Source organism: Pseudomonas sp. B16120 (assembly GCF_044218845.1).
GTDB classification, from domain to species: domain Bacteria; phylum Pseudomonadota; class Gammaproteobacteria; order Pseudomonadales; family Pseudomonadaceae; genus Aquipseudomonas; species Aquipseudomonas paracarnis.
The window spans coordinates 1,145,306-1,170,251 of record NZ_CP162588.1; the positions used below are offsets into that span (position 1 = coordinate 1,145,306).

Here is a 24,946-nt window from a genome sequence, read left to right on the forward strand (position 1 = left end):
GACGCGGAGCGTCACGGGGTGCGTTCCCACGCAGAGCGTGGGAACGATCAGGCACCTTCGATCTACATCAGTCGATGTATTCGAACACCTTCACGATCTTCTGTACGCCCGACACGCCCTGCACCAGATTGGCGGCGCGGGTGGCTTCTGCCTGGGTCAGCAGGCCCATCATGTAGACGATGCCGTTATCGGTGACGATCTTGATCCGCGAGCCTGGCACTGCACTGTCGGTCAGCATCTGGGCCTTGATCTTGGTGGTCAGCAGCGCATCGTTGCTGATGGCCAGCAGAGTGATCGGGTCCATGACCTGCAGTTCGTTGTGGACCTTCTTGACGCGTTGCACGCCGGCGGCGGCTTGCTCGGCCTGGGCCTTGAGGTCGGCGCGCGGGGTTTGGCCTGCCAGCAGGACCACACCGTTGAAGCTGGTCACCACGATGCGCGAGGCACCGTTGCCCAGGTCGGTAGCCGCCTTGGCGACGTTGACCTTGACCTTGGTTTCGATCAGCGAATCATCGATGGTGCTGCCGAAGGTACGTGTGCCACGGTCGTCCTGGATAGGGGTGTCCCGTGTAGCGGTGATAGCCGAGCTGCAGCCGCTGATGGCGACGCACAGCGTGATGGCCAAAAGACTGAGGCGATTAACGGTCATTCTTCACTCCCGAACAGTTGGCTGTCGATCAGATCGCACAGGCAGTGGATCGCCAGCAGATGAACTTCTTGGATGCGTGCAGTGACATTGGCCGGGACGCGAATCTCCACGTCCTCCGGCAGCAGCAGCGAAGCCATGCCGCCGCCGTCGCGACCGGTCAAGGCTACGACAATCATTTCGCGATCATGTGCGGCCTGGATCGCTTGAATAATATTGGCCGAGTTGCCGCTGGTGGAAATCGCCAGCAATACATCGCCCGGCTGGCCGAGGGCGCGGATCTGCTTGGAGAAGATTTCGTTATAGCTGTAGTCGTTGGCAATCGAAGTGATCGTCGACGAGTCGGTGGTCAAGGCAATAGCCGGCAGGCTCGGGCGCTCACGTTCGAAACGGTTGAGCAGCTCGGAGGAAAAATGCTGGGCATCGCCAGCCGAACCGCCATTGCCGCACGAAAGCATTTTGCCTTCGTTGAGCAAGGCATTGACCATCACCTGGCTGGCTTGCTCGATGTGCGGTGCAAGTACGTCCATCGCCTGTTGCTTGGTGTCGATGCTGGCCTGGAAAAGCTGGCGAATTCGGGATTGCATGTCCATCTGTGTGACCTTAAGTAGCGCGGCTGTTTGGCACAGGTAATGTGCAGCCCGCAAAGCAAAGAGCAAAAATGAGTGGTGAAGGTGCCCGGCGAATCAGCTGTCAAAGGCATTTTTGAGCCAGGTCAGATCAGCTGTGCCTGACGGGGTGCTTTCCATGGCAACCACATCGAAACGGCAGGGGCAGTCAGCCCAGCGATGCTCTTTTTGCAGAAAAAACTGCGCAGCGAGTATCAGCTTTTGACGCTTGCGCCCGTCGATACTGGCGAGCGCGCCACCCCATTGTGCGTGTTTTCTGTAGCGGACTTCGACGAATACTACTGTATCGCCGTCAAGCATGACCAGATCAAGCTCGCCGCGTTTACATAACCAGTTCTGCGCCAGAAGGCGCAGACCCTGTTGTTGCAGGTAGTTGAGTGCATGCAGTTCGGCATCCTTGCCGCTGTGTGCGCTGGACCGCTCGGGCATCAGCGTGGGGTATCGGGCAGGCGCTGAATGTCGCCGCCGACGAACTTCGCCCACGGCATCTGGCGATCAACGCGCTGGTTGGCGCTGATGCCCAGGTTGCCCGAGAGGCCGTCGACACGGGTGTCCGGCAGTGCCTTGAGCTGGCCCAGGCGTGGCGCCAGGCGGTAGGCATCGACGCCCATCGCGTAGAGGCGGCCCAGGCTGCCATTGGCTTGCGGCCATTGCGCGGCGACCTGGTTGCGCAGTGGGTCGGTGGTATTAAGCAGCCAAGGGGTTTCGCAGAACATCACGTTGGTCATGTCCAGGTACTGGTTACGATCACCGCTGGCGCTGTACACGTGGGAGGTTGCGTATACCGGCACATCCCCGGCGTACTGGAAGTTCAGGGTCGGCTTGATCTGCTGGGCCAGTTGCGGCGTGACGGCCAGGAAGATGAACTCGATGTCCTGGCGACGCGAAGGCTGGGCGGCGACGTCGGTACCGACTGTGCTTTGCAGGCTCTTGGCGCGGCCTTCGCTCTTGCGCAGTTGGAACAGATCGGCGATCTGCTGGGCCAGGGCCACAGGTTGGTCGACATATTCAACGCCCATGACGGTGCCGCCATTGGCTTCCCAATCCTGGCGGAACGCCTTGTAGACACGCTCACCCCATTCGCCACGGGGCACCATGGCGGCGGCGCGATGCAGGCCATCGGCACGGGCACGGCGCGACACTTCGCGGGCTTCGTCTTCAGCGGCCAGGCCGAATTGGAACAACTGCGCCGGGCCCTGATCGGTCTCGCTGTAGTTCAGGGCCAGGGTGGTGATCGGTAACTGCGGGCGCGCGCTGAGTTGCTTGACCAGCGGTTTTTCCAGCGGGCCGACCACCAGTTGCACACCGGCGGCCTGGGCCTTGGCATAGAACTCGTCGAGGGAGGCCAGGCGCGAGCTGTCATAGAACTCAATGACCGGCGGCTTCTGCCCGGCTTGCTCAGCCTGGTAGTGCGCCGCCATGAAGCCTTCGCGCAGCGCTTTGCCCACAGCAGCCAGCGGACCTTCCTGCGGCAGCAGTAGGGCAATCTTGTTCAGGGGCTGGCTGGCCAGTTCCTTGAGCTTGGTCAGCGGTGCTGGCAGTTGCACTGCCGCCGGGTGCCCTGGGTTCTGAGCGCGCCAGGTGTCGATGGCGGCTTGTTGTTGCTCCAGCGTACCGGCGCCCTTGACCGCCTGGGCCAGAGTGATCCAGCCATCGAGGGTCGGGTTGCCGGTAGCTTGCAGCTGTTCGGCTGGCAGCGCGGCAATCAATACCCAGATAGCCTCGTGGTTGCTGCTGGCAGCTTCAGCCGTCAGCAGGAGCGCCATGGCCACCCGCTCGCGAGCGGCGGCGAGGGTCTGGCCGTCGGCTTCATAGGCGCGTGCATGTACGGTACCGGTGCGGATCTGCTGGTCGGCCGGCAGTTCCTTCAGGTTTTGCAGGCTAGGGTGGTTCAGCGCTGCCAAGGCCGCCTTGGGCTGGTTGCGCCCCATGGCCAGTTCTGCGGCCAGGGTGCTGGCAAATACTTGCGCGGCTGGCTTCAGGGCATCCAGGGGCACTTGCGCAAGGATCTGCGAGGAGCGGCCGGGATTGTTCTGCTGGTAGGCCAGGTCCGCCGCGCTCAGGCGCAGCAACGCGGCTTTTTCTGGCGTCTTGGCGTTCGTCGCCTGTTCGAGCAGTTGCTCGATACTGGCATCGGGCGTGCGTGGCAGTTCGCCAAGACTGGAGGAGGGCGAACTGGCGCAAGCGGCCAGCAAGGCAGCGAGGCAGAGGGCGGAGAGCAGCCGCAGGCAAGCGATCATGTAAGTGTTCCTGATACCGATCAAATTAGCGTGGAAGTGTACCCAAGCACTGGCCCAGGCGCGATGTTCATGGCGTTAAACCGTGGATTTAGGTCGTGCAAATGTTGCCAATAGCTGACGGTGGCTGAAACGGCATCGGCCGTGATGGCATATTTTCAAGGCGTCTACGCGCTACAATGTGGCTTTTGCCAACCATCGAGGTGTGCGCTTTGACTGCTCCAGGTCCTTTGAATTCCACTGCTGGCTCGCTTTTTGTGGTGGCGACGCCCATTGGCAACCTGGACGACATCAGTGCCCGGGCGCTGAAGGTGTTGCGCGAGGTGAAATTGATCGCGGCAGAAGACACGCGGCACTCCCAACGGTTGATGCAGCATTTTGGTATCAGCACGCCATTAGCGGCCTGCCACGAACACAACGAACGTGAAGAGGGTAGCCGCTTTATCACGCGTCTTTTGGCGGGTGATGACGTGGCGCTGATTTCCGACGCGGGCACGCCCCTGATTTCCGATCCTGGTTACCATCTGGTCCGCCAGGCGCGCGCCGCTGGTATCAATGTAGTGCCTGTTCCAGGAGCCTGCGCGCTGATTGCTGCATTATCGGCCGCCGGGTTGCCCTCGGACCGCTTTATCTTCGAAGGCTTCCTGCCCGCCAAGGCCGTAGGGCGTCGGGCGCGTCTGCAGGCACTTAAAGAAGAGCCGCGCACCTTAATCTTTTATGAGGCCCCGCATCGCATCCTTGAATGCCTGCAAGACATGGAGCTGGTGTTCGGCGGCGAGCGCCTGGCCTTGTTGGCCCGGGAGTTGACCAAGACCTTCGAAACCCTCAAGGGGTTGCCGCTGGAGGAGCTGCGAGCGTTTGTCGAGGGCGACAGCAATCAACAACGTGGCGAATGCGTGGTGCTGGTAGCAGGCTGGACCGCGCCGGAGAATGAAGACGCGGTGGGCAGCGAGGCCATGCGCGTCCTCGATTTGCTGCTCAAGGAAATGCCGCTCAAGCGCGCCGCCGCCCTGGCTGCCGAAATTACCGGTGTGCGCAAGAATGTGTTGTATCAGGTCGCGCTCGATAAACAGAAGGCCGAATAGTTCCGGGGCCAAAACTGTATTTCGTCTGAACGTGATGGCAATGCTGCACTTTTAATACTTGTCCTCAAGCCGCCGTGCCGTTAACCTTCGCGGCGGAGAGTCGATTGGACAGTCGCTGCCCTCTATGAAAATTAGGGGGGGGAGGAAAGTCCGGGCTCCATAGGGCGAAGTGCCAGGTAATGCCTGGGAGGCGTGAGCCTACGGAAAGTGCCACAGAAAATAACCGCCTAAGCACTTCGGTGCCGGTAAGGGTGAAAAGGTGCGGTAAGAGCGCACCGCACGACTGGCAACAGTTCGTGGCTAGGTAAACCCCACTTGGAGCAAGACCAAATAGGGTCCCAAGGCGTGGCCCGCGCTGGGACCGGGTAGGTTGCTAAAGATGTCCAGTGATGGCCATCGTAGACGAATGACTGTTCAAGACAGAACCCGGCTTACAGATCGACTCTCCACCTTTTTTCCTTGCGTTCGAATCTCGTGCGCAAACCCGGTAGTAACGCAAGAATCCCTCCCTGCCAAATCATTGGCAGATGCATCTTCGTAATACCAAAAAAATCTTACTCTTAATAAATTACTTTAACTTTGCGCTCTAGCTCTTTGAGCTATTTGCTGTTGTTGAGTCAAAAACATCGCAAAACTCTCGTTTCTCCTCCTTTTACCCTCCTAAATCTCCGTTCTGTAAGGCTTTTCCTTGAATACGCGCCTTGACGGTGTGGTAGGCGCATTCCTATAGTGTGCGCAAGTGGCGGAAAGTGGCACAAAGTGGGTTTTTTGAACGTAAAACGCTAAAATTTGGAGAAACGCATCTGTGTTTCGCGGAGCTAACGCTATCAGTCTCGATGCAAAAGGCCGTCTCGCTATGCCGAGCCGGTATCGTGACGAGCTCATTTCGCGAAGTTCAGGGCAATTAATCATCACGATTGACGCCGTTGATCCTTGTTTATGCGTTTACCCCCTCGATGAGTGGGAGTTGATTGAAACCAAGTTGCGCGCGCTGCCTTCATTGCGTGAAGAAAACCGCCGACTCCAGCGTTTGCTGATCGGTAATGCCGTCGACCTTGAACTCGATGGCAGTGGTCGTTTCCTGGTGCCGCCGCGACTGCGCGAGTACGCCAAGCTCGACAAGCGCGCAATGCTGGTAGGCCAACTGAACAAGTTCCAATTGTGGGACGAAGATGCCTGGGATGCTGTGTCTGCAGCGGACCTGGCTGCTATTCAACAACCGGGCGCCATGCCTGATGAACTGCGTGATTTGATCCTGTGACTATTGATAGCGGCTTTAACCACATCACCGTACTGCTTGACGAAGCCGTCGAGGCTCTCGCCGTACGTGCCGATGGCTGCTATGTCGATGGCACATTCGGCAGGGGCGGGCATAGCCGGTTGATACTCAGCCAGCTCGGGTCCGACGGCAAACTCCTTGGGTTCGACAAAGACCCTCAAGCGATTGCCACCGGGCAAGCGCTAGCGGCCGAAGACGGCCGCTTTGTCGTTGTGCAGCGCAGCTTTGCCGAGCTGGGGGCCGAAGTTGCCGAGCGCGGCATGGCGGGCAAGGTGGCCGGGGTTCTGCTCGACCTGGGCGTGTCTTCGCCACAGCTCGATGACCCGGAGCGCGGCTTCAGTTTCATGAACGACGGCCCCCTCGATATGCGCATGGACCCTACCCGTGGGGTCAGTGCCGCACAATTCATCGCCACCGCGCCGGTGGAAGAAATCGCCCGTGTGTTCAAGGAATACGGTGAGGAGCGCTTCGCCGGTCGAATGGCGCGTGCCGTGGTCGAGCGCCGCGAAATCCAGCCGTTCGAACGCACCGCTGACCTGGCCGAAGTGCTGAAGGTCGCCAATCCGGCCTGGGAAAAGGGCAAGAACCCGGCGACCCGTGCGTTCCAGGGCCTGCGCATTCACGTCAACAACGAATTGGGCGATCTGGAAGCCGGCCTCGAAGCCGCTCTGGATGCTTTGGAAGTGGGCGGTCGCCTGGTGGTGATCAGCTTCCACTCCCTGGAAGACCGCATCGTCAAACTGTTCATGCGTCGTCTGGTCAAGGGCGAATCCGACAACCTGCCGCGCAACCTGCCGGTGCGTTTCGAAGCCTTTGTGCCGAAAATCAAAATCCATGGCAAAGCGCAGTTCGCTTCCGAAGCCGAACTCAAGGCCAACCCACGTTCCCGTAGCGCCGTCATGCGTGTTGCGGAGAAATTGCGGTGAGCAAGCTTTTCGCCAAGCCCCTCCCGGGCGGCAGCTTCTTTATGTTGCTGCTGTTTGTCGGCGTGCTGGTATCCGCGATTGCGGTGTCCTACAGCGCCCACTGGAACCGCCAGTTGCTCAATACCCTCTACGGGGAATTGAGCGTGCGTGACAAAGCCCAGGCAGAGTGGGGCCGGCTGATCCTTGAGCAAAGCACCTGGACGGCTCACAGCCGTATCGAAGTGCTGGCCACTGAACAATTGAAGATGCACATCCCTGGCGCGGCTGAAGTTCGCATGGTGGCGCCATGATGAAACTCGAAGGGGCACTCTACCCATGGCGCTTCCGCCTGATGCTCGGCTTGCTGGCATTGATGGTGGGCGCGATCGTCTGGCGCATCTTCGACCTGCAGGTCGTCGACCGCGACTTCCTGATCGGCCAGGGTGACGCCCGCAGCCTGCGGCATATTCCGATTCCTGCGCACCGTGGCCTGATCACCGACCGTAACGGCGAGCCTCTGGCCGTCAGTACCCCGGTGACCACCCTGTGGGCCAACGCCAAGGAACTGCAAGTTGCCAAGGACAAGTGGCCTGAACTGGCCGCTGCCCTGGGGCAAGACCGCAAGGCCCTGACCGAGCGCCTGGAAGCCCAGGCCAACAAAGAATTCATCTACCTGGTGCGCGGGCTTACCCCTGAGCAAGGCCAGCAAGTGCTCGACCTTAAAATCCCCGGTGTCTACGGCATCGAGGAGTTTCGTCGTTTCTACCCGGCCGGTGAAACCACCGCGCATATGGTCGGCTTTACCGATATCGATGACCATGGTCGCGAAGGTGTCGAACTGGCCTACGACGAATGGCTGGCCGGCGTTCCCGGCAAGCGGCAGGTCATCAAGGATCGGCGCGGCAGACTGATCAAGGATGTCCAGGTCACCAAAAACGCCAAGGCCGGCAAGCCTCTGGCGTTGTCGATCGATTTGCGCCTGCAATACCTGGCCAACCGCGAACTGCGTAACGCGATCATCGAGAACGGCGCCAAGGCCGGCAGCCTGGTGATCATGGACGTGAAGACCGGCGAGATCCTCGCCATGGTCAACCAGCCGACCTACAACCCGAACAACCGTCGCAACCTTCAGCCGGCGATGATGCGTAACCGCGCGATGATCGACGTGTTCGAGCCGGGCTCGACCATGAAAGCGATCTCCATGAGCGCTGCCCTGGAAACCGGCCGCTGGAAACCCAGCGACAAGGTCGAGGTTTACCCAGGCACCTTGCAGTTGGGCAAGTACACCATTCGTGACGTGTCCCGCACCGAGGGGCCAGTGCTGGACCTGACCGGCATCCTGATCAACTCCAGTAACGTCGGCATGAGTAAGGTGGCCTTCGATATCGGCGGCGAGACTATTTATCACTTGGCGCAAAAGATCGGCCTGGGCCAACCCACCGGCCTCGACTTCCCGGGCGAGCGGGTCGGTAACCTGCCGAACTACCGCGAGTGGAGAAAAGCCGAGACTGCCACGCTGTCCTACGGCTACGGCCTGTCGGTGACCGCCATCCAGTTGGCCCACGCGTTCTCGGTATTGGCCAATAACGGCCGTATGGTTCCGCTGAGCCTGATCCACGTCGACGAAGCGCCAAAAGCCACCCAAGTGATCCCGGAAAACGTCGCCAAGACCATGCAAGGCATGCTGCAACAAGTGATCGAGGCACCGCGCGGCGTATTCCGCGCCCAGGTGCCGGCGTACCACGTTGCTGGCAAGTCCGGTACGGCGCGTAAGACCTCGGTGGGCACCAAGGGCTATGCCGAAAACTCCTACCGTTCGCTGTTCGCCGGCTTCGGCCCGATGAGCGACCCGCGCTACGCCATCGTCGTGGTCATCGACGAACCTAGTAAAGCCGGTTACTTCGGTGGCCTGGTTTCGGCGCCCGTGTTCAGCAAAGTGATGTCCGGCACCCTGCGCTTGATGAATATCACGCCGGACAACCTGCCGCCGACGCAACAAGCCAACGCTGGTCCACCGGCTGCCGCTGTCAAAGCCAATGGAGGGCGCGGCTGATGTCTCTTAGCCTGAACAAGATTTTTGCCCATGCCGGCCACGATCTGCTGATTCGTGAGCTGACCCTGGACAGTCGTAATGTACGCGCCGGCGACCTGTTCCTGGCGGTACCTGGCGGCAAGCTCGATGGCCGTGCGCATATCGCCGATGCCCTGCAACGCGGTGCGGCTGCGGTCGCCTATGAAGTGGAAGGCGCCACCGTGCTGCCGATCACCGATGTGCCGTTGATTCCGGTCAGGGGCCTGGCTGCGCAGCTTTCTGACATCGCCGGGCGTTTCTATGGTGACCCGAGCCGCCAGCTCAACCTGGTGGGCGTGACGGGCACCAACGGCAAGACCAGCGTGACCCAATTGGTCGCCCAGGCTTTGGACCTGCTGGGTCAGCACTGCGGCATCGTCGGCACCCTGGGTACCGGTTTCTATGGCGCGCTGCAAAGCGGCCTGCACACCACGCCAAACCCGATTGCCGTGCAAGCGACCCTGGCCGACCTGAAAAAGGCCGGCGCCAAGGCGGTTGCCATGGAAGTGTCTTCCCATGGCCTGGACCAAGGGCGTGTCACTGCTCTGGCCTTTGACGTGGCGGTGATGACCAACCTGTCCCGCGATCACCTCGACTACCACGGCACTATGGAGGCGTATGCTGCCGCCAAGGCCAAGCTGTTTGCCTGGAATGACCTGAAGTGCCGGGTGGTCAACCTCGACGACGCGTTTGGCCGCCAACTGGCGGGCGGAGACAGCGACGCGCGCCTGATCAGCTATAGCCTGCAAGATGCCAGTGCCTACCTGTATTGCCGCGAAGCCCAATTCAATGATGAAGGCGTGCGCGCCACATTGGTGACGCCGCAGGGCGAGCACCACTTGCGCAGCACCTTGCTCGGGCGGTTCAACCTGAGCAACGTGCTCGCCGCTATCGGTGCATTACTGGGCCTGGACTACGCCCTGGATGAAATCCTGCGGGTACTGCCGAAGCTGGAAGGCCCGGCCGGTCGCATGCAGCGCCTGGGTGGCGGCACGCAACCGCTGGTGGTGGTCGATTACGCCCACACACCGGATGCCCTGGAAAAAGTCCTCGAAGCCCTGCGCCCACATGCCAAAGGCAAACTGCTGTGCCTGTTCGGTTGCGGCGGTGATCGCGATCGCGGCAAGCGCCCATTGATGGCCGAGATCGTCGAGCGTTTGGCCGACGGCGTACTTGTCACCGACGACAACCCGCGCAGCGAAGACCCGAGCCAGATTTTCGACGACATCCGTGTCGGTTTCAAAGACGCCTCCAAGGTTACGTTTGTGGCTGGACGCGGCGCCGCCATTGCCCAGCTGATCGCCAGTGCCGGCGCGGACGACGTCGTGGTGCTCGCGGGTAAAGGCCACGAGGACTATCAGGAAATCAACGGTGAGCGCCATGCCTTCTCCGATCTGGTCGAGGCGGATCACGCCCTGACCGCCTGGGAGGTCGCCCATGCTTAAGGCGATGACGTTCCGCGAACTGGCCCAGGCCCTGTCGGCCCGTGTGCTGTCGAGCGACTGCACATTCACCGGCGTCAGTATCGACAGTCGTAACATCCAGTCGGGGCAGCTGTTTGTCGCCCTGGCCGGCCCGCGTTTCGATGGTCACGACTACCTCAACGACGTTGCCGCCAAAGGTGCCGTCGGTGCCTTGGTGCAGCGTGAAGTGGCCGATTCTGCCTTGCCGCAATTGCTGGTAGCCGACACCCGCCTGGCCCTGGGCCAACTGGGTGCGCTTAACCGTGCTGCTTTTGATAAGCCGGTGGCGGCCATTACCGGTTCCAGCGGCAAGACCACGGTCAAGGAACTGCTTGCTGGCGTCTTGCGTACGCGCGGGCCGGTACTCGCGACCCGTGGCAACCTGAACAATGATTTCGGCGCACCGCTGACCCTGCTCGAACTGGCTCCGGAACACACGGCGGCAGTGATTGAACTGGGGGCTTCGCGCATCGGCGAAATCGCCTATACCGTGGCGCTGACCCAGCCTCACGTGGCGATCATCAACAACGCCGGTACCGCCCATGTCGGTGAGTTCGGCGGCCCGGAAAAAATCGTCGAAGCCAAGGGCGAAATCCTTGAGGGCCTCGACGCCTCGGGCACTGCGGTACTGAACCTGGATGACAAGGCGTTCGAGACCTGGCGTGTACGCGCCGCCGGTCGCAAGGTCCTGACGTTTGCAGTGCTGAATGCCGCAGCCGATTTTCACGCTTCCAACATCAATGTCGATGCCCGTGGCTGCCCGTCCTTCACCTTGCACACTCCGCAAGGTGATGAGCACGTGCAGTTGAACCTGCTGGGCAACCATAACGTCGCCAACGCCTTGGCCGCCGCCGCTGCCGCCCATGCCCTGGGTGTGTCGCTGTTCGGCATTGCCACGGGCCTGGGCGCGGTGCAGCCGGTCAAGGGCCGCACTGTGGCGCAACTGGCTGGCAACGGCATGCGCGTGATTGATGACACTTACAACGCCAACCCGTCCTCCATCAATGCCGCTGTGGACCTGCTCAAAGGCTTTGATGGGCGCAAGGTGCTGGTGCTGGGCGATATCGGCGAACTGGGCGATTGGGCTGAACAAGGCCACCGTGAAGTCGGCGCCTATGCCGCCGGCAAAGTGGACGCGCTCTACGCCGTTGGCACGAACATGGCTCATGCGGTCAACGCTTTCGGCCCCGGCGCGCGGCATTTCGCCAGCCAGGCCGAGCTGATCCAGGCGTTGACGGCGGCTGAACATGACAAACACACAACTATTTTGATCAAGGGATCGCGCAGCGCGGTGATGGAAAACGTCGTCGCAGCCTTGTGTGGCTCAAGTACGGAGAAACATTAATGCTGCTGCTGCTGGCTGAGTATCTGCAACAGTTCCACAAAGGCTTCGCGGTCTTCCAGTACCTGACCCTGCGCGGGATTCTGGGTGTGCTGACCGCGCTGTCTTTGTCGCTGTTTTTAGGGCCGTGGATGATCCGCACCCTGCAGAACCTGCAAATTGGTCAATCGGTTCGTAACGACGGCCCGCAGTCGCACCTGTCCAAGTCTGGCACTCCGACCATGGGCGGTGCGCTGATCCTGTCGTCCATTGGCGTCAGCACCTTGCTGTGGGCCGACCTGCATAACCGCTACGTGTGGGTGGTGCTGCTGGTGACCCTGCTGTTCGGCGCCATCGGCTGGGTGGATGACTACCGCAAAGTGATCGAGAAAAACTCCAAGGGGCTGCCAAGCCGCTGGAAGTATTTCTGGCAGTCGGTGTTCGGCCTGGCCGCCGCGATCTTCCTGTACACCACCGCGCCAAGTGCCGTGGAAACCACCTTGATCATCCCGATGCTCAAGGATGTGAGCATTCCTCTGGGTGTGGGCTTTGTGGTGCTGACCTACTTCGTGATCGTCGGCTCCAGCAACGCGGTGAACCTGACCGATGGCCTCGACGGCCTGGCGATCATGCCGACGGTGATGGTGGGCGGCGCGCTCGGCATCTTCTGCTACCTCTCCGGTAACGTGAAATTCGCTGAATACCTGCTGATCCCTTATGTACCGGGCGCCGGTGAGCTGATCGTGTTTTGCGGTGCGCTGATCGGTGCCGGCCTGGGGTTCCTGTGGTTCAACACCTACCCAGCACAAGTCTTCATGGGCGACGTCGGCGCACTGGCGCTGGGCGCGGCCTTGGGCACCATCGCGGTGATCGTTCGCCAGGAAATCGTGCTGTTCATCATGGGCGGCGTGTTCGTGATGGAAACCCTGTCGGTGGTCATCCAGGTGGCGTCCTTCAAGTTGACCGGGCGCCGCGTGTTCCGCATGGCGCCGATTCACCACCATTTTGAACTCAAGGGCTGGCCTGAGCCACGCGTGATTGTCCGCTTCTGGATCATCACCGTGATTCTGGTACTGGTCGGCCTTGCCACCCTGAAACTGAGGTAGAAACGAGTGTCCCTGATCGCTTCAGACCACTTCCGCATCGTTGTCGGCCTCGGCAAGAGCGGCATGTCCCTGGTTCGCTTCCTGGCGAACCGGGGCACGTCGTTTGCCGTGGCCGATACGCGGGAAAATCCACCGGAGCTGGTCACGCTGCGCCGTGACTACCCGCACGTGGAAGTGCGTTGTGGCGAGCTGGATGTCGAGTTTCTGTGCCGTGCCGACGAGCTCTACGTGAGCCCGGGCCTGGCCCTGGCGACACCGGCCCTGCAAGCGGCTGCGGCCCGTGGCGTGAAGCTGTCTGGCGATATCGACCTGTTCGCACGCAACGCGAAGGCGCCGATCGTGGCCATCAGCGGTTCCAACGCCAAAAGCACCGTCACCACTCTGGTCGGCGAGATGGCGGCTGCGGCGGGCAAGCGTGTGGCCGTCGGCGGCAATCTTGGCGTGCCGGCACTGGATTTGCTCAGCGACGACGTCGAGTTGTACGTGATGGAGTTGTCGAGCTTCCAGCTGGAAACCACCCACGACCTGGGCGCTGAAGTGGCGACGGTATTGAACGTCAGCGAAGACCATATGGACCGCTACAGCGGCCTGCCGGCTTATCACTTGGCCAAGCACCGGATCTTCCGTGGCGCCAAGCAATTTGTCGTCAACCGTCAGGATGCCCTGAGCCGTCCGCTGATAGGCGAGGGCATGCCCTGCTGGACCTTCGGCCTGGGCAAACCGGACTTCAAAGGCTTCGGCATTCGTGAAGAGAGCGGCGAGAAGTACCTGGCGTTCGAATTCCAGAACCTGATGCCGGTACGCGAACTGAAAATCCGTGGCGCACACAACCAGTCCAATGCCCTGGCGGCCTTGGCGCTCGGTCACGCGGTTGGCCTGCCGTTCGACGCCATGCTCGCGAGCCTGCGCACCTTTGCCGGGCTTGAGCATCGCTGCCAATGGGTGCGCGACCTCAATGACGTCAGCTATTACAACGACTCCAAAGCCACCAATGTCGGTGCAGCCCTGGCGGCCATCGAAGGCCTGGGGGCCGATATCGACGGCAAGCTGGTGCTGATCGCCGGTGGTGATGGCAAGGGTGCCGACTTCAAGGACCTCAAAGCTCCAGTGGCCGCCCATTGCCGCGCCGTGGTGCTGATGGGCCGCGATTCGGACCTGATCGCCGCCGCCCTCGGTGACGCTGTACCGCAAGTACGCGCAGCTTCCCTGGACGACGCCATTGCCCAGTGCAAAGCCCTGGCCCAGCCTGGCGATGCGGTGTTGCTGTCGCCCGCGTGCGCCAGCTTCGACATGTTCAAGAACTATGAAGAGCGCGGCCAACTGTTCGCCCGCGCCGTGGAGGCTTTGGCATGAGCCTCAACCTGAGAAACATCATCAAGCCATACCCGTCGCCGATCATTACCGGGCGCGGCATCGACCTCGATTTCCCGATGCTCGCCGGTTGCCTGGCGCTGCTCGGCCTGGGCCTGGTGATGATCACTTCGGCGTCCTCCGAAGTGGCCGCCGTGCAGTCGGGCAACACGCTGTACATGATGATCCGCCACCTGGTGTACCTGGTGATCGGCCTGGGCGCCTGCATCGTCACCATGATGATTCCGATTGCCACCTGGCAGCGTCTGGGTTGGCTGATGCTGATCGGTGCGTTCGGCTTGCTGGTCATGGTGATCGTGCCCGGCATCGGCCGCGAGGTGAACGGTTCGATGCGCTGGATCGGCTTCGGCGCGTTCAACGTGCAGCCGTCGGAAATTGCCAAAGTGTTCGTGGTGATCTACCTCGCCGGTTACCTGGTGCGCCGTCAGAAAGAAGTACGCGAAAGCTGGATGGGCTTCTTCAAGCCGTTCATCGTGCTGCTGCCCATGGCTGGCCTATTGCTGATGGAGCCCGACTTCGGGGCCACGGTCGTGATGATGGGCGCCGCCGCCGCGATGCTGTTCCTGGGTGGTGTCGGGCTGTTCCGCTTCACCTTGATGGTGGTGCTGGCCGTCGCGGCGGTGACCATCCTGGTGCAGGCGCAACCCTACCGGATGGCGCGTTTGATCACCTTTACCGACCCCTGGTCCGACCAGTTCGGCTCCGGCTACCAGTTGACCCAGGCGCTGATCGCCTTCGGTCGCGGCGAGTGGCTGGGTGTGGGCCTGGGCAACAGTGTGCAGAAGCAGTTCTACCTGCCGGAAGCCCACACCGACTTCGTGTTCTCGGTATTGGCCGAAGAGTTGGGTGTGGTGGGTTCGCTGTGCACCGTGGCACTGTTTGTATTCGTCTGCGTGCGCGCCATGTACATCGGCTTGTGGGCCGAGAAGGCCAAGCAGTTCTTCGCCGCCTACGTGGCCTATGGGTTGGCTTTCCTGTGGATCGGCCAGTTCCTGATCAACATCGGCGTGAACGTCGGCCTGCTCCCGACCAAGGGCCTGACCTTGCCGTTCCTCAGTTACGGCGGCAGTTCGTTGGTGATTTGCTGCGCCTGTCTCGGCTTGTTGCTGCGTATCGAGTGGGAGAGTCGCACCCACCTGGGCAGCGAAGAGATGGAGTTCAGCGAAAGCGACTTCGCCGAGGAGCCGACCCATGGGCGCTAACGTGCTGATCATGGCGGGCGGCACCGGGGGGCATGTGTTCCCGGCCCTGGCTTGCGCCCGTGAATTCCAGAACCGTGGCTACACCGTGCACTGGCTGGGTACGCCCCGTGGCATTGAAAACGAATTGGTGCCCAATGCCGGCTTGCCGCTGCATTTGATCAACGTCACCGGCCTGCGTGGCAAGAGCAAGTTGTCATTGCTCAAGGCACCGTTCGTGTTGCTCAAGGCGGTCATGCAGGCGCGCAGGATCATTCGCGAGTTGAAGCCGGTGTGTGTGCTCGGCTTTGGCGGTTATGTGACCGGCCCTGGTGGTGTTGCGGCGAAACTCGCGGGTGTGCCGGTGATCGTTCACGAACAGAACGCCGTCGCCGGTACTGCCAACCGTCTGCTAGTGCCGTTGGCTGCGCGGGTGTGTGAAGCCTTCCCGAAAACCTTCGCCGCCTCCGACAAGCTTCGCACCACCGGTAACCCGGTGCGTACCGAACTGTTCATGGCCATTGCGCGTGACGCGCTGGCGGGGCGCAAGGCTCACCTGCTGATCCTGGGCGGAAGCCTGGGCGCCGAGCCGCTGAATAAATTGCTGCCTGAAGCCGTTGCGCAACTTCCTGAGGATGTGCGCCCGGAGATCTTCCACCAGGCCGGCAAGAACCACGATGAAATCACCGCCGCGCGTTATCGCGAGGCCGGTGTAGAGGCCAATGTACAGCCCTTCATCAAAGACATGGCCCAAGCCTATGGCTGGGCCGACCTGGTGGTCTGCCGCGCTGGTGCGCTGACCGTCAGTGAACTGGCGGCCGCCGGTCTGCCGTCCTTGCTGGTGCCTTTGCCCCATGCCATCGACGATCACCAGACCCGCAACGCCGAATATTTGGCCGGGGAGGGCGCTGCCTTCCTGCTGCCGCAAAGAACGACTGGCGCCGCCGATTTGGCCGCACGCCTGACCGAGGTTTTGATGCAACCGGAACGACTCAACAGCATGGCGAGCACCGCAAGCCGCCTGGCCAAACCTGACGCAACCCGCACCGTGGTCGATATCTGCCTGGAGGTGGCCCATGGTTGAGAATCAGAAAGCCATGCCGCAACCCGAGATGCGCCGTATCCGTCGTATTCACTTCGTCGGTATCGGTGGCGTGGGCATGTGCGGGATTGCCGAAGTGTTGCTGAACCTGGGCTACCAGGTGTCCGGCTCGGACTTGAAAGAGTCGCCGGTCACCGAGCGCCTGAAGTCCTTTGGCGCGCAGATCTTTATCGGCCACCGTGCCGAGAACGCTGCCGAGGCCGATGTGCTGGTGGTGTCCAGCGCCGTGAACACCTCCAACCCGGAAGTGGCCACCGCCCTTGAGCGCCGTATCCCTGTGGTGCCGCGTGCCGAGATGCTCGCCGAGCTGATGCGCTATCGCCACGGCATCGCCGTTGCCGGTACCCATGGCAAGACCACCACCACCAGCCTGATCGCCTCGGTGTTCGCCGCCGGTGGCCTGGACCCGACCTTCGTCATCGGTGGCCGCCTGAATGCAGCTGGCACCAATGCCCAGCTCGGCACCAGCCGCTACCTGATCGCCGAAGCCGATGAAAGTGATGCGAGCTTCCTGCACCTGCAACCGCTGGTCGCCGTCGTCACCAACATCGACGAAGACCACATGGCGACCTACGACGGTGACTTCAACAAATTGAAGAAAACCTTCGTCGACTTCCTGCACAACCTGCCGTTCTACGGTCTGGCCGTGGTGTGCCTGGACGACCCGGTGGTGCGTGAAATCCTGCCCCAGGTCAAACGCCCTACCGTGACCTACGGCTTCAGCGAAGACGCCGACGTGCGCGCAATCAATGTGCGCCAGGAAGGCATGCAAACCTTCTTCACCGTGCTGCGCCCCGATCGCGAGCCGCTGGACGTGTCGGTGAACATGCCGGGCAACCACAACGTGCTGAACTCTTTGGCGACCATCTGCATTGCCACCGATGAAGGCGTCAGCGATGAAGCCATCGTCGAGGGCCTGTCGCGCTTTGCCGGTGTGGGCCGTCGCTTCCAGGTCTACGGCCAACTGCCGGTTGAAGGTGGTGACGTGATGCTGGTGGACGACTACGGGCACCACCCGACCGAAGTTGCGGCCGTTATCAAGGCCGTGCGCGGTGGTTGGCCGGAGCGCCGGCTGGTTATGGTGTACCAGCCGCACCGCTACAGCCGCACCCGCGACCTGTACGACGATTTCGTCAATGTACTGGCCGATGCCAACGTGCTGCTGCTGATGGAAGTCTACCCGGCCGGTGAAGAACCGATCCCGGGCGCTGACAGCCGCAAGTTGTGCAACAGCATCCGCCAGCGCGGCCAGTTGGACCCGATCTACATCGAGCGTGGCGTGGATCTGGCGCCTATCGTCAAGCCGCTGCTGCGCGCCGGCGACATCCTGCTGTGCCAGGGCGCCGGTGATATCGGTGGCCTTGCGCCCAAGTTGCTGGCGAGCCCGCTGTTTGCAGCCGCCGCCAAGGGGAAGTCGAAATGACCACTGATTACGGCTCCCTGTTTTCAACCCTTGCGCCTGCCGACTTCGGTCGCGTGGCCGTGTTGTTCGGCGGCAAGAGCGCTGAGCGCGAAGTGTCGCTCAAGTCCGGCAATGCGGTGCTTGAGGCGCTGCAAAGTGCTGGCGTGAATGCCTTCGGTATCGATGTGGGCGATGACTTCCTTGCCCGCCTGCAGGCTGAAAAAATCGACCGCGCCTTTCTCATTCTTCACGGCCGCGGCGGTGAGGACGGCAGCATGCAGGGCCTGCTCGAATGCGCCGGCATCCCTTACACCGGCAGCGGCATCCTCGCATCGGCCTTGGCGATGGACAAGTTGCGCACCAAGCAGGTGTGGCACAGCCTGGGTATTCCGACCCCACGTCACGCCGTACTGTGCAGTGAAGACGATTGTATTTCTGCGGCCAAGGAACTGGGCCTGCCTTTGATCGTCAAACCAGCCCATGAAGGCTCCAGTATCGGCATGGCCAAAGTGAACTCGGCCGCCGAATTGATCGACGCATGGAAAGCGGCAAGTACCTACGATTCGCAAGTGTTGGTGGAACAGTGGATTTCCGGTCCCGAGTACACCATCGCCACCCTGCGTGGCCAGGTATTGCCGCCCATCGCTTTGGGCACGCCCCACACCTTTTATGACTACGACGCCAAGTACCTGGCTTCCGATACTCAGTACCGGATCCCATGCGGCCTCGAAGCAACCAAGGAACAAGAATTGATGGACCTCACGGCGAAAGCCTGTGAGGCGCTGGGTATCGCCGGTTGGGCGCGGGCAGACGTGATGCAGGATGACCAAGGGAATTTCTGGTTCCTTGAAGTCAACACCGCACCGGGCATGACCGACCACAGCCTGGTTCCCATGGCAGCCCGTGCCGCCGGTCTGGATTTCCAGCAGTTAGTGCTGGCGATCCTGGCCGACAGCATTGAGCCAAGAGGCTAAACACATGAACGGCGCATCGCTTCGTCATCAGCCCCCACAAGCACCGAGCCGCAAGCCGGTGCCACGGGGTGCAAGCCGAATGGTGGCTAAAGAGCCGATGTCTTCGCGCCTGCCAAAAGCCAACTTTGGTTTTATCAAGGCGCTGTTCTGGCCGGTGCTGCTGGTGGTGCTGGGCTTTGGCACGTACGAAGGCGCGCAGCGTCTGTTGCCGTATGCCGACCGGCCGATCACCAAGATCAGCGTGCAGGGCGACTTGAGCTACATCAGCCAGCAAGCGGTACAGCAGCGCATCGGCCCATACCTGGCGGCGAGCTTCTTTACCATCGACCTGGCTGGCATGCGCTCGGAGCTGGAACAGATGCCGTGGATCGCCCACGCCGAAGTTCGCCGTGTATGGCCGGACCAGGTCACGATCCGCCTGGAAGAACAACTGCCCGTGGCCCGTTGGGGCGATGAAGCGCTGTTGAACAACCAGGGCCAGGCGTTCACCCCGCGTGAGCTGGCCAATTATGAACACCTGCCGCAGCTGTTCGGGCCGCAGCGGGCGCAGCAGCAAGTGATGCAGCAGTACCAGGCCTTGAGCCAGATGCTGCGGCCACTGGGCTTCTCCATTGCACGCCTGGAATTGCGTGAGCGGGGCAGCTGGTTTTTGACGACCGGGGCAGGCAGTTCCGGCCCGGGCATCGAGTTGTTGCTGGGACGCGACCGCTTGGTGGAAAAGATGCGCCGCTTTATTGCCATCTATGAAAAAACCTTGAAAGAACAGATTACGAACATTGCGAGCGTCGACCTGCGTTACGCCAACGGCCTGGCCGTCGGCTGGCGTACACCGGCTGCGCCCACGGCAGCACAACCCGCTGTCGCGAAGAATTAAGAAGAGGCAGGACCCATGGCAAACGTGCAAAGCGGCAAAATGATCGTCGGTCTCGATATCGGCACCTCCAAGGTGGTGGCGCTGGTGGGCGAGGTCGGGGAAGACGGCGCGATCGAAATCGTCGGTATTGGCACGCATCCGTCCCGGGGCCTGAAGAAGGGCGTGGTGGTGAACATCGAGTCCACCGTGCAGTCGATCCAGCGCGCTATCGAAGAAGCGCAGCTGATGGCCGGTTGCCGGATTCACTCGGCGTTCGTCGGCGTGGCGGGCAACCACATCCGTAGCCTGAACTCCCACGGCATCGTGGCGATCCGCGACCGTGAAGTCAGCTCGGCCGACCTTGAGCGCGTCCTCGACGCCGCCCAGGCCGTGGCGATCCCGGCGGACCAGCGCGTGCTGCACACCCTGCCGCAGGACTACGTGATCGACAACCAGGAAGGCGTGCGCGAGCCCCTGGGCATGTCGGGCGTTCGCCTGGAAGCCAAGGTTCACGTGGTGACCTGCGCCGTCAACGCCGCACAGAACATTGAAAAATGCGTGCGCCGCTGCGGCCTGGAAATCGACGACATCATTCTCGAGCAGTTGGCCTCGGCCTACTCGGTACTGACCGACGACGAAAAAGAGCTGGGCGTGTGCCTGGTGGACATCGGCGGCGGCACCACCGACATCGCGATCTTCACCGAGGGTGCGATTCGTCACACCGCCGTGATCCCGATTGCCGGCGACCAGGTCACCAACGACATCGCCATGGCGTTGCGCACACCGACCCAGTACGCCGAAGAAATCAAGATCCGCTACGCCTGCGCCCTGGCCAAGCTGGCCGGTGCCGGTGAGACCATCAAGGTGCCAAGCGTGGGTGATCGTCCACCCCGCGAGCTGTCGCGCCAGGCCCTGGCCGAAGTGGTCGAGCCACGCTACGACGAGCTGTTCACCCTGATTCAGGCTGAACTGCGCCGCAGCGGCTACGAAGATTTGATCCCGGCCGGCATCGTGCTGACCGGTGGTACCTCGAAGATGGAAGGCGCGGTCGAGTTGGCCGAAGAGATCTTCCACATGCCGGTGCGCCTGGGCGTGCCCCATGGCGTGAAGGGCCTGGGCGACGTGGTGCGCAACCCGATTTATTCCACCGGTGTGGGCTTGCTGTTGTACGGGCTGCAAAAGCAGACCGACGGCATTTCCCTGTCGGGCCCGAGCATCCGTGACAGCTACCGCAGCGATGACGATGAGAAAGCGCCGCTGCTGGACCGGATCAAAAGCTGGGTACAAGGCAATTTCTAAAGATTTACCGCGACACCGCAACACCCGCAACAAGCAGTAGGCGAAAAAACTAGAGAAAATGAAAGGAGAGGGAACATGTTCGAACTCGTAGACAACATCCCCGCTAGCCCGGTTATCAAAGTAATCGGTGTCGGCGGTGGCGGCGGCAACGCTGTCAACCACATGGTCAAGAGCAACATTGAAGGCGTTGAGTTCATCTGCGCCAACACTGATGCCCAGGCGCTCAAAAGCATCGGCGCGCGGACCATCCTGCAATTGGGCACCGCGGTGACCAAAGGCCTCGGCGCTGGCGCCAATCCGGAAGTCGGCCGTCAAGCCGCCCTGGAAGACCGCGAGCGTATTGCCGAAGTGCTGCAAGGCACCAACATGGTGTTCATCACCACCGGCATGGGCGGCGGTACCGGTACCGGTGCTGCACCGATCATTGCCGAAGTGGCCAAGGAAATGGGGATTCTGACCGTTGCTGTCGTGACGCGTCCGTTCCCGTTCGAAGGCCGCAAGCGCATGCAGATCGCCGACGAAGGTATCCGTCTGCTGTCTGAAAGCGTCGACTCGTTGATCACCATCCCCAACGAGAAACTGCTGACCATCCTGGGCAAGGACGCAAGCCTGCTGTCTGCGTTCGCCAAGGCTGACGATGTACTGGCCGGTGCCGTTCGCGGTATCTCCGACATCATCAAGCGTCCGGGCATGATCAACGTCGACTTTGCCGACGTTCGTACGGTCATGAGCGAAATGGGCATGGCGATGATGGGCACTGGCTGCGCCAGCGGTCCGAACCGTGCACGCGAGGCCACCGAAGCGGCCATCCGCAACCCGTTGCTCGAAGACGTGAACCTGCAAGGCGCACGCGGCATCCTGGTGAACATCACCGCCGGTCCCGACCTGTCCCTGGGTGAGTACTCCGACGTGGGTAGCATCATCGAAGCCTTCGCGTCCGAGCACGCCATGGTCAAGGTGGGTACCGTTATCGATCCGGACATGCGCGACGAACTGCATGTAACCGTGGTTGCGACCGGCCTGGGTGCGAAAATCGAGAAGCCTGTAAAGGTCATCGACAACACTCTGCACACTAGCCAGGCCAGCCAGGCAACTGCTGCCCCAGCCCCTGCTCGCCAGGAACTGCCGTCGGTGAACTACCGTGACCTGGACCGTCCGACCGTGATGCGCAACCAGGCTCAGGCCGGTGCTGCGGCGTCCCGTAGCCCGAATCCGCAAGATGACCTGGACTACCTGGACATCCCGGCATTCCTGCGTCGTCAGGCCGATTAATGGAATGTATCAGGGCTATGAAGGTGATTGGTGTTCAGCAAAGGTCTGGTCTGTTATTATCGCCAGCCTTTGTTGATACCAGTTCGCAATTTGCGCTGAAGCGGTCCAAGCCATGATTAAACAACGCACCCTGAAGAATATTATCCGTGCCACAGGTGTAGGTCTGCACTCCGGGGAGAAGGTATACCTGACCCTCAAGCCCGCACCTGTCGACACCGGCATCGTGTTTGTTCGTGCCGACCTGGACCCTGTGGTGCAGATTCCTGCTCGCGCGGAAAACGTTGGCGAAACCACGATGTCGACCACTCTGGTCAACGGTGACGTCAAAGTGGACACGGTGGAGCACTTGCTCTCGGCCATGGCTGGCCTGGGCATCGATAACGCCTACGTCGAGCTCTCCGCGTCCGAAGTCCCGATCATGGATGGCAGCGCTGGACCCTTCGTATTCTTGATTCAATCTGCCGGCCTGGAAGAACAGGACGCAGCCAAGAAGTTCATTCGCATTCTGCGGGAAGTGACAGTAGAAGACGGCGACAAGCGCGCCACCTTCGTCCCGTTCGAAGGCTTTAAAGTGAGCTTTGAGATCGATTTCGATCACCCGGTATTCCGTGACCGCACCCAAAGTGCAAGCGTGGATTTTTCCAGCACTTCGTTTGTAAAAGAAGTCAGCCGCGCCCGTACCTTTGGTTTCATGAGTGACATCGAGTACCTGCGCAAGCACAACCTCGCACTCGGCGGCAGCGTGGAAAACGCCATTGTGGTCGACGCGGATGGTGTCCTGAACGAAGACGGCCTTCGCTACGAAGACGAATTCGTGAAGCACAAGATCCTCGATGCAATCGGTGACCTCTACCTGCTGGGCAATAGCCTGATAGGCGAGTTCAAAGGCTTCAAGTCGGGCCACGCCCTTAACAACCAGCTGCTGCGCAAGTTGATTGAGCAGACAGACGCTTGGGAAGTCGTGACCTTCGAAGATGCCAGCACCGCACCGATCTCTTACATGCGTCCCGTTGCGGCGGTGTAAGTAACAACTCTCTTTCTTTAGTTTTGAAAGGCTGCCTTCGGGTGGCCTTTTTTTATGCCTGACGAATATCCAAATGTGGGAGCTGGCTTGCCTGCGATAGCGGCCGGCCAGTTAGCTTATAGATAGCTGCCCCACCGCCATCGCAGGCAAGCCAGCTCCCACACCTGACCTCATCAGTTTGAGGTCTTTGAAACATCCACTATCCGGTTACGGCCGCTGTGCTTGGCCTGATACAACGCCTGGTCAGCCTTGAGCAGCAGGTCTTCAAGGGAAATACGGCTGTGCTTTTGCCAAGTACTCATGCCGATGCTCACCGTGATTGGTTGCTCATCCCCGGCCTTGCGCGGCAAGTGCTGGACACCCTTGCGGATATGCTCGGCGATCACCCACGCCCCCTTGGCGTCGGTATTGGGTAACACCACCGCGAACTCTTCACCGCCATAACGCGCCGCCAGATCGGCAGGGCGGCGGATATGGCTGGCGATCACCTGCGCGACTGCGCGCAACGCCTCATCGCCGCCCTGGTGGCCGTGGCGGTCGTTGAAGGCCTTGAAGTGGTCCACATCGATCATCAGCACACTCAACGACTCGATGGAGCGTTGTGCCCGGTCCCATTCCAGCCGCAAGCGTTCGTCCAGCGTGCGGCGGTTGGCCAGGCCGGTAAGGGCGTCGGTGGCTGCCAGTTCTGACAGCACCTGTTCGGCGCGATGGCGACGGCGCAGCTCCATGCACAGTGCCCAGGTCAGCCACAACAGGCCCACGCACAACACTCCGGTCGCGATGCTGACCAGCCACGCCGCACGTCGCCAGGGGGCGAACATTTCATTGCTGGACAAGGCCACTGCCACGATCAGCGGCAAGTTGCCCACATTCGAAAAACTGTAGAGCCGTGCCTGGCGATCGACACTGGAGATACTTTGGAAGCTGCCGTCCCGTTCGCGCAGCATGCGCGCCACATTCGGGCGCTGGCTCAGGTCCTTGTCGACGATATCTGCCTCCAGCAGAGGCTCTTGCGCCAGCAGGATGCCTTGGTGGTTGAGCAGGTTGATGGTGCTGTTGCTGCCGATGTTCAAGCTGCTGAATAACTGATGAAAGTACGACAGGCGCATGGACGCGACCGCCACTCCCAGGAAGCGCCCATCCGGTGACGAAACGCGACGGCTGAACGCGATGCGCCAGGGGTCGGCACACTGGCAGCGCGCCATGAACGGACGGCTGATATACAGGCCCAGGTCGGGGTTGGTGCGGTGCGCCCGAAAGTAGTCCCGGTCGGCAAAGTTACCCAGTTTGGGCGTGAGCAGGGAGGAATCGGCAATCACCTCGCCAGCCGGGTCCAACAGCAGGATATCGCCCTTGTAGGGCGCCGCTGCGGAACGATCGAACAGCACCAAATGACGGATGCTCTCTGAAACGTCTTGCAGGTCGGTGCGCTCGGTGGCGCTGATCAAGCCTTTGAGGGCCATGTCGTAAAGTTCGACATTGCGCAGCACGTCAGCGTCGATCAATTGAGTGATGGTGTTGGCGGTGCGCTTGGCCGTCTGCAGGGTGTTGGCATGTTCACGAATCAGCAGCGCAGTGACGACCCCCACGATCAGCAACACCGTGAGGGTGCTGCCCAGGATCAGCAGGCGCTCCGGGCGGCGGTTGGGGCGGGTAGGGCTTGAACTCATCGGGCACACTTCTGCATTGAGAATGCCCTTAGCGTAGTAGCAACTCTTAAATATGGCGC

General features: G+C 61.2%; 22 protein-coding genes and 1 other RNA gene. 18 read left to right on the forward strand and 5 right to left on the reverse strand.

All coding sequences use genetic code 11. From position 1 onward, the window contains the following. Window positions 1–67: 67 nt before the first annotated feature. From AB4P90_RS05575 to AB4P90_RS05590, 4 genes are all read right to left on the reverse strand, one after another. The gene (locus AB4P90_RS05575) at window positions 68–649 is read right to left on the reverse strand and encodes a BON domain-containing protein (protein ID WP_003188655.1); all 582 of its coding nucleotides are present in this window, start codon (window positions 647–649) and stop codon (window positions 68–70) included. Beyond that, a complete protein-coding gene (locus tag AB4P90_RS05580) occupies window positions 646–1,239 on the reverse strand; it encodes a phosphoheptose isomerase (protein WP_007904374.1) in 594 nt (197 codons plus the stop codon). The genes AB4P90_RS05575 and AB4P90_RS05580 overlap by 4 nt, the downstream gene beginning before the upstream one ends. 93 nt (window positions 1,240–1,332) lie before the next feature. Continuing rightward, window positions 1,333–1,704 (reverse strand): YraN family protein, encoded by a 372-nt coding sequence (locus tag AB4P90_RS05585; RefSeq protein WP_014716967.1) that lies wholly within the window; start codon window positions 1,702–1,704, stop codon window positions 1,333–1,335. Next, the gene (locus AB4P90_RS05590; RefSeq protein ID WP_395605723.1) at window positions 1,704–3,515 is read right to left on the reverse strand and encodes a penicillin-binding protein activator; all 1,812 of its coding nucleotides are present in this window, start codon (window positions 3,513–3,515) and stop codon (window positions 1,704–1,706) included. The genes AB4P90_RS05585 and AB4P90_RS05590 overlap by 1 nt, the downstream gene beginning before the upstream one ends. Window positions 3,516–3,691: 176 nt before the next feature. On the opposite strand from AB4P90_RS05590, the gene rsmI reads away from it, so the two are divergent. The 18 genes from rsmI to lpxC all read left to right on the forward strand — a co-directional run bounded on the left by rsmI (window position 3,692) and on the right by lpxC (window position 23,217). After that, the gene (rsmI, locus tag AB4P90_RS05595; protein WP_020301255.1) at window positions 3,692–4,597 is read left to right on the forward strand and encodes a 16S rRNA (cytidine(1402)-2'-O)-methyltransferase; all 906 of its coding nucleotides are present in this window, start codon (window positions 3,692–3,694) and stop codon (window positions 4,595–4,597) included. 96 nt (window positions 4,598–4,693) lie between these two features. Beyond that, window positions 4,694–5,047, forward strand: an RNA gene (rnpB, locus tag AB4P90_RS05600) — RNase P RNA component class A. 355 nt (window positions 5,048–5,402) lie between these two features. Further along, a complete protein-coding gene (gene mraZ, locus AB4P90_RS05605) occupies window positions 5,403–5,858 on the forward strand; it encodes a division/cell wall cluster transcriptional repressor MraZ (RefSeq protein WP_003171868.1) in 456 nt (151 codons plus the stop codon). Then, window positions 5,855–6,802 carry a 16S rRNA (cytosine(1402)-N(4))-methyltransferase RsmH gene (gene rsmH / locus AB4P90_RS05610; protein ID WP_003188661.1) on the forward strand — a complete coding sequence of 316 codons (948 nt, stop codon included), beginning with the start codon at window positions 5,855–5,857 and terminating at the stop codon, window positions 6,800–6,802. The genes mraZ and rsmH overlap by 4 nt, the downstream gene beginning before the upstream one ends. After that, window positions 6,799–7,092: a cell division protein FtsL gene (gene ftsL, locus AB4P90_RS05615; RefSeq protein ID WP_003188663.1), complete on the forward strand. Its 294-nt coding sequence runs from the start codon at window positions 6,799–6,801 to the stop codon at window positions 7,090–7,092. Before rsmH ends, ftsL begins: the two co-directional genes overlap by 4 nt. Next, the gene (locus tag AB4P90_RS05620) at window positions 7,092–8,834 is read left to right on the forward strand and encodes a penicillin-binding protein 2 (protein WP_019816949.1); all 1,743 of its coding nucleotides are present in this window, start codon (window positions 7,092–7,094) and stop codon (window positions 8,832–8,834) included. The genes ftsL and AB4P90_RS05620 overlap by 1 nt, the downstream gene beginning before the upstream one ends. Next, window positions 8,834–10,297, forward strand: coding sequence for a UDP-N-acetylmuramoyl-L-alanyl-D-glutamate--2,6-diaminopimelate ligase (locus AB4P90_RS05625; RefSeq protein WP_395605724.1), 1,464 nt, complete (start codon window positions 8,834–8,836; stop codon window positions 10,295–10,297). Before AB4P90_RS05620 ends, AB4P90_RS05625 begins: the two co-directional genes overlap by 1 nt. Further along, window positions 10,290–11,660 carry a UDP-N-acetylmuramoyl-tripeptide--D-alanyl-D-alanine ligase gene (gene murF / locus AB4P90_RS05630; RefSeq protein ID WP_395605725.1) on the forward strand — a complete coding sequence of 457 codons (1,371 nt, stop codon included), beginning with the start codon at window positions 10,290–10,292 and terminating at the stop codon, window positions 11,658–11,660. The genes AB4P90_RS05625 and murF overlap by 8 nt, the downstream gene beginning before the upstream one ends. After that, window positions 11,660–12,742: a phospho-N-acetylmuramoyl-pentapeptide-transferase gene (gene mraY, locus AB4P90_RS05635; protein ID WP_003188670.1), complete on the forward strand. Its 1,083-nt coding sequence runs from the start codon at window positions 11,660–11,662 to the stop codon at window positions 12,740–12,742. Before murF ends, mraY begins: the two co-directional genes overlap by 1 nt. A 6-nt stretch (window positions 12,743–12,748) precedes the next feature. Continuing rightward, window positions 12,749–14,095, forward strand: coding sequence for a UDP-N-acetylmuramoyl-L-alanine--D-glutamate ligase (gene murD, locus AB4P90_RS05640; RefSeq protein WP_073843275.1), 1,347 nt, complete (start codon window positions 12,749–12,751; stop codon window positions 14,093–14,095). After that, window positions 14,092–15,315, forward strand: a complete 1,224-nt coding sequence (gene ftsW, locus AB4P90_RS05645) for a putative lipid II flippase FtsW (protein WP_003188673.1) — start codon at window positions 14,092–14,094, stop codon at window positions 15,313–15,315. The genes murD and ftsW overlap by 4 nt, the downstream gene beginning before the upstream one ends. Further along, complete coding sequence (gene murG, locus AB4P90_RS05650; RefSeq protein WP_395605726.1) at window positions 15,305–16,375, forward strand: undecaprenyldiphospho-muramoylpentapeptide beta-N-acetylglucosaminyltransferase; 1,071 nt, start codon at window positions 15,305–15,307, stop codon at window positions 16,373–16,375. The genes ftsW and murG overlap by 11 nt, the downstream gene beginning before the upstream one ends. Then, window positions 16,368–17,816, forward strand: coding sequence for a UDP-N-acetylmuramate--L-alanine ligase (gene murC, locus AB4P90_RS05655; protein ID WP_003188677.1), 1,449 nt, complete (start codon window positions 16,368–16,370; stop codon window positions 17,814–17,816). Before murG ends, murC begins: the two co-directional genes overlap by 8 nt. After that, window positions 17,813–18,769, forward strand: coding sequence for a D-alanine--D-alanine ligase (locus AB4P90_RS05660; RefSeq protein ID WP_014716974.1), 957 nt, complete (start codon window positions 17,813–17,815; stop codon window positions 18,767–18,769). Before murC ends, AB4P90_RS05660 begins: the two co-directional genes overlap by 4 nt. Window positions 18,770–18,773: 4 nt before the next feature. Continuing rightward, window positions 18,774–19,643 (forward strand): cell division protein FtsQ/DivIB, encoded by an 870-nt coding sequence (locus tag AB4P90_RS05665; RefSeq protein WP_032893516.1) that lies wholly within the window; start codon window positions 18,774–18,776, stop codon window positions 19,641–19,643. 15 nt (window positions 19,644–19,658) lie between these two features. Further along, window positions 19,659–20,921: a cell division protein FtsA gene (gene ftsA / locus AB4P90_RS05670; protein ID WP_014716976.1), complete on the forward strand. Its 1,263-nt coding sequence runs from the start codon at window positions 19,659–19,661 to the stop codon at window positions 20,919–20,921. A 75-nt stretch (window positions 20,922–20,996) separates the two neighbouring features. Continuing rightward, window positions 20,997–22,193 carry a cell division protein FtsZ gene (gene ftsZ, locus AB4P90_RS05675; protein WP_014716977.1) on the forward strand — a complete coding sequence of 399 codons (1,197 nt, stop codon included), beginning with the start codon at window positions 20,997–20,999 and terminating at the stop codon, window positions 22,191–22,193. A 112-nt stretch (window positions 22,194–22,305) separates the two neighbouring features. Continuing rightward, on the forward strand, window positions 22,306–23,217 hold the full coding sequence (gene lpxC, locus AB4P90_RS05680) for a UDP-3-O-acyl-N-acetylglucosamine deacetylase (protein ID WP_003171886.1): 912 nt from the start codon (window positions 22,306–22,308) through the stop codon (window positions 23,215–23,217). Window positions 23,218–23,390: 173 nt separating this feature from the next. Here lpxC and AB4P90_RS05685 read toward each other — a convergent pair whose 3' ends face one another. After that, the gene (locus AB4P90_RS05685; RefSeq protein WP_014716978.1) at window positions 23,391–24,887 is read right to left on the reverse strand and encodes a diguanylate cyclase; all 1,497 of its coding nucleotides are present in this window, start codon (window positions 24,885–24,887) and stop codon (window positions 23,391–23,393) included. Window positions 24,888–24,946: the final 59 nt, after the last annotated feature.

Bases quoted from the DNA above. Each gene is read 5' to 3' on its own strand.
- AB4P90_RS05575 (WP_003188655.1), bottom strand. From the start codon at position 649: ATGACCGTTAATCGCCTCAGTCTTTTGGCCATCACGCTGTGCGTCGCC.
- AB4P90_RS05580 (WP_007904374.1), bottom strand. From the start codon at position 1,239: ATGGACATGCAATCCCGAATTCGCCAGCTTTTCCAGGCCAGCATCGAC.
- AB4P90_RS05585 (WP_014716967.1), bottom strand. From the start codon at position 1,704: ATGCCCGAGCGGTCCAGCGCACACAGCGGCAAGGATGCCGAACTGCAT.
- AB4P90_RS05590 (WP_395605723.1), bottom strand. From the start codon at position 3,515: ATGATCGCTTGCCTGCGGCTGCTCTCCGCCCTCTGCCTCGCTGCCTTG.
- rsmI (WP_020301255.1), top strand. From the start codon at position 3,692: ATGTGGCTTTTGCCAACCATCGAGGTGTGCGCTTTGACTGCTCCAGGT.
- AB4P90_RS05620 (WP_019816949.1), top strand. From the start codon at position 7,092: ATGAAACTCGAAGGGGCACTCTACCCATGGCGCTTCCGCCTGATGCTC.
- AB4P90_RS05625 (WP_395605724.1), top strand. From the start codon at position 8,834: ATGTCTCTTAGCCTGAACAAGATTTTTGCCCATGCCGGCCACGATCTG.
- murF (WP_395605725.1), top strand. From the start codon at position 10,290: ATGCTTAAGGCGATGACGTTCCGCGAACTGGCCCAGGCCCTGTCGGCC.
- mraY (WP_003188670.1), top strand. From the start codon at position 11,660: ATGCTGCTGCTGCTGGCTGAGTATCTGCAACAGTTCCACAAAGGCTTC.
- ftsW (WP_003188673.1), top strand. From the start codon at position 14,092: ATGAGCCTCAACCTGAGAAACATCATCAAGCCATACCCGTCGCCGATC.
- murG (WP_395605726.1), top strand. From the start codon at position 15,305: ATGGGCGCTAACGTGCTGATCATGGCGGGCGGCACCGGGGGGCATGTG.
- murC (WP_003188677.1), top strand. From the start codon at position 16,368: ATGGTTGAGAATCAGAAAGCCATGCCGCAACCCGAGATGCGCCGTATC.
- AB4P90_RS05660 (WP_014716974.1), top strand. From the start codon at position 17,813: ATGACCACTGATTACGGCTCCCTGTTTTCAACCCTTGCGCCTGCCGAC.
- AB4P90_RS05665 (WP_032893516.1), top strand. From the start codon at position 18,774: ATGAACGGCGCATCGCTTCGTCATCAGCCCCCACAAGCACCGAGCCGC.
- ftsA (WP_014716976.1), top strand. From the start codon at position 19,659: ATGGCAAACGTGCAAAGCGGCAAAATGATCGTCGGTCTCGATATCGGC.
- ftsZ (WP_014716977.1), top strand. From the start codon at position 20,997: ATGTTCGAACTCGTAGACAACATCCCCGCTAGCCCGGTTATCAAAGTA.
- lpxC (WP_003171886.1), top strand. From the start codon at position 22,306: ATGATTAAACAACGCACCCTGAAGAATATTATCCGTGCCACAGGTGTA.
- AB4P90_RS05685 (WP_014716978.1), bottom strand. From the start codon at position 24,887: ATGAGTTCAAGCCCTACCCGCCCCAACCGCCGCCCGGAGCGCCTGCTG.